The organism is Haloarcula sp. Atlit-7R, from assembly GCF_003666065.1.
Classification (GTDB): Archaea; Halobacteriota; Halobacteria; order Halobacteriales; family Haloarculaceae; genus Haloarcula; species Haloarcula taiwanensis.
The window spans coordinates 1-2,611 of the sequence record NZ_QXIK01000037.1; the positions used below are offsets into that span (position 1 = coordinate 1).

Consider the following 2,611-nt stretch of genomic DNA (forward strand, 5'->3'; position numbering starts at 1 on the left):
TAGTCAGATCCGCGTACCCGTATTGACGTAATGCATAGAATGTAGCTTCAAGAATCTCCTCGCGGGTTCCATCTGGGTTCTGGAAAAAGGATATCTCGTTAGTCATCTTTAGGTCGACCGTTTCCTGTTTGTCTGGTACGGTTCAAATGGCTCACGGTTTCACTACTCTCTCTGTAGAGCACAAGACCAATCTGGGTTGTATTTTTTATCATTGAACTGGATAGCGGGTACAGTTGCACATACTATAAAGTTGAATATACGTTCAATAAACTTAAGCGTATTGTCGTCCGCTGTATCAGCGGAGTACATTGGACTGTACTCTAGTTCGCTCTATTCATAGAGACACCTCTCTGCTGCCTCAAACCGTCTAATGTCCCATGATACCTGTAGAAACTGTGTTAAAGGCGATAGATAGTGAGCTAGTGTGGCTTTGACTGGGTACCTGTTTTCGTCTCCCCGAAAGATACGAAAGCACTATATGTGATTGAACGTTTAGTCAACATCAGGAAATGGCTACTCACAAACGAAGAATTCCGAGACGGAGTGTCGCTAGAAACGAGACGCGGTTTGAACGAAACCTCAAGTAACATGGCCTCTACAAAGTATAAACTGCTACTTCTGGCTGTAGTCGGGATTATCGTTACCAGCGGAACGGCAACCGCTGCGGTCGTTGGAAGCCCCGATATCGTGGCAACGCTTGAAGATGATACTGTTGCCCCGGGCGAACAAAAGACCATAGAAATTTCACTGGTCAACAGCGGGGAGCTTGACAGCGGCTCCACTCGAAACCCAGCTTTGAACAACGAGGTAACAACGGCAAAGGGGCTTACTGTATCACTCGGATCTGGTGACGCACCTATCTCGGTCAAGAACTCGAAACGAAGCCTCGGCACGCTACAGGCCGGACCGAAAGTGACAGTGCCGTTTACTATCAGCGTGGATGAAGACGCCAGTTCTGGAACGTATGAGGCACAACTGAGGCTCAATTACAAGCATACAAGCTACATTTCTGAGGGAACAGGGGCACGAGACGAAGACAGAGAGACCCGAACGGTCGACATCGAAATTGATGTCACCGATGATGCCACGTTTAATGTGACCGACATTGATTCGAATGCACGCGTCGCCTCCACAGGCACAGTGGCGGTTAGGGTCGAAAACACTGGAGATAGCGCCGCACGGAACGCTGCGGTAACGCTGGAATCACAGAATCAGGATCTCACAGTGAGCGGCGGCGCTGCCACTTCGCGATTCGTTGATACGTGGGAACCGGGAGAAGTCCGGACGTTCAACTATCGCGTGAGTTCTGCTGAAGCTGCGGAGCCGGAGCCGTACGGATTTGAGCTCTCGGTCGCATTCGATAACGAAGAGGGCCTCCGCACACAATCTGTAGCACAGTCCGTCGCAGTCGCACCTGACCCAGAACAGCGGTTCTCGGTTGTCAATTCAAGTAGTTCTGTCGCGGTCAGTAACACAGGCACGTATGAGGTGCAACTCCGCAATACGGGCCCGTTGACTGTTAACGACGCATCTGTCACGTTTGTCTCACAGAACGCCGATATAACGTTTGGAAAGAGTTCGTCCACAACCGCCTACGTGGGGGCATGGGAACCGGGAGAAGTCCGGACTGTCCGCGTCGACACAACGGCGAGCACCGATGCCGAGGACCGAAGCTACGCGCTATCGGCCAACGTGCAGTATGACGATCAAGAAGGCGATACCAGCACATACGACAATGTGCCGTTAAGCCTCAGCCCAGCGCCTGAGCAGAATTTCGACGTGTCCAACATCGAAGCGTCGCTGCAGGCCGGGGAAGACGGATCGCTGAGTGCAACCCTCACAAACACTGGAACTCGTGACGTCGAGAACGTCGTCGTCGCATGGGAAAGTCAGCAGTCGACACTGTCGCCAAAAGAGTCACAGTACGCTGTTGGAGATCTCGATGCGGGCGAATCAGCTAACTTCAGCTTTGGCGTTGATGTATCCAACAGTGCAGAGGCAGGTGCTCGGCAGTTTGACTTCGGCGTGAGCTACCGCGATGATAACGGCGACAGGGTTGAAGCAGACACGCTTGAGGTCCGTTCAGAGGTGGCTGGTAGTCAGGACGAATTTGACATCGGAATACAGAATTCGACGCTCGGTGTGGGCCAAGACCGGTCAATCACGTTTACGATAACCAACACAAAGGACAAGACGCTGACAAGCATCGAGGGGAAGGCGTTCGTCAATGATCCCCTCAGCAGCAGTGACGACGAAACGTTCATCGCTGAACTGGCACCCGGAGAGTCAGAAACGGTCTCCGTCCAGCTTTCGGCGGGGAGCGACGCGCTGGATAAGACCTATCCGCTCAACCTGGACTTCCAGTACGAGACGCCTGATGGAGAAAAACGGGTTTCTGACACCTACAGTCTCCCGATAGACGTCACGGACCAGTCCGGAAACGGGGGGACACCACTGTGGCTGATCGGTGGCATTGTACTCCTTGCAGTCGTTGGCGGCGTCGTCTGGTACAGCCGTCAGTGACCGTCCGAGGCTAACATCTATGTCACAATGCTAGATTATCAGAAATACATCGACATACTGGACGATTGGATTGTCAACCGTGACAAGA

1 protein-coding gene and 1 pseudogene are annotated in these 2,611 nt (G+C 52.5%); one reads left to right on the top strand and one right to left on the bottom strand.

The window, feature by feature from the left end:
• A pseudogene (locus tag D3D01_RS25135) lies at window positions 1–106 on the bottom strand (TetR/AcrR family transcriptional regulator); the annotation flags it as partial.
• Between the two features lie 482 nt (window positions 107–588).
• On the opposite strand from D3D01_RS25135, the gene D3D01_RS22430 reads away from it, so the two are divergent.
• Window positions 589–2,523 carry a COG1361 S-layer family protein gene (locus tag D3D01_RS22430; RefSeq protein WP_121513845.1) on the top strand — a complete coding sequence of 645 codons (1,935 nt, stop codon included), beginning with the start codon at window positions 589–591 and terminating at the stop codon, window positions 2,521–2,523.
• Window positions 2,524–2,611 lie beyond the last annotated feature (88 nt).

Excerpts from the sequence above, each read along its gene's own strand:
- D3D01_RS22430 (WP_121513845.1), top strand. The coding sequence starts at position 589 with ATGGCCTCTACAAAGTATAAACTGCTACTTCTGGCTGTAGTCGGGATT.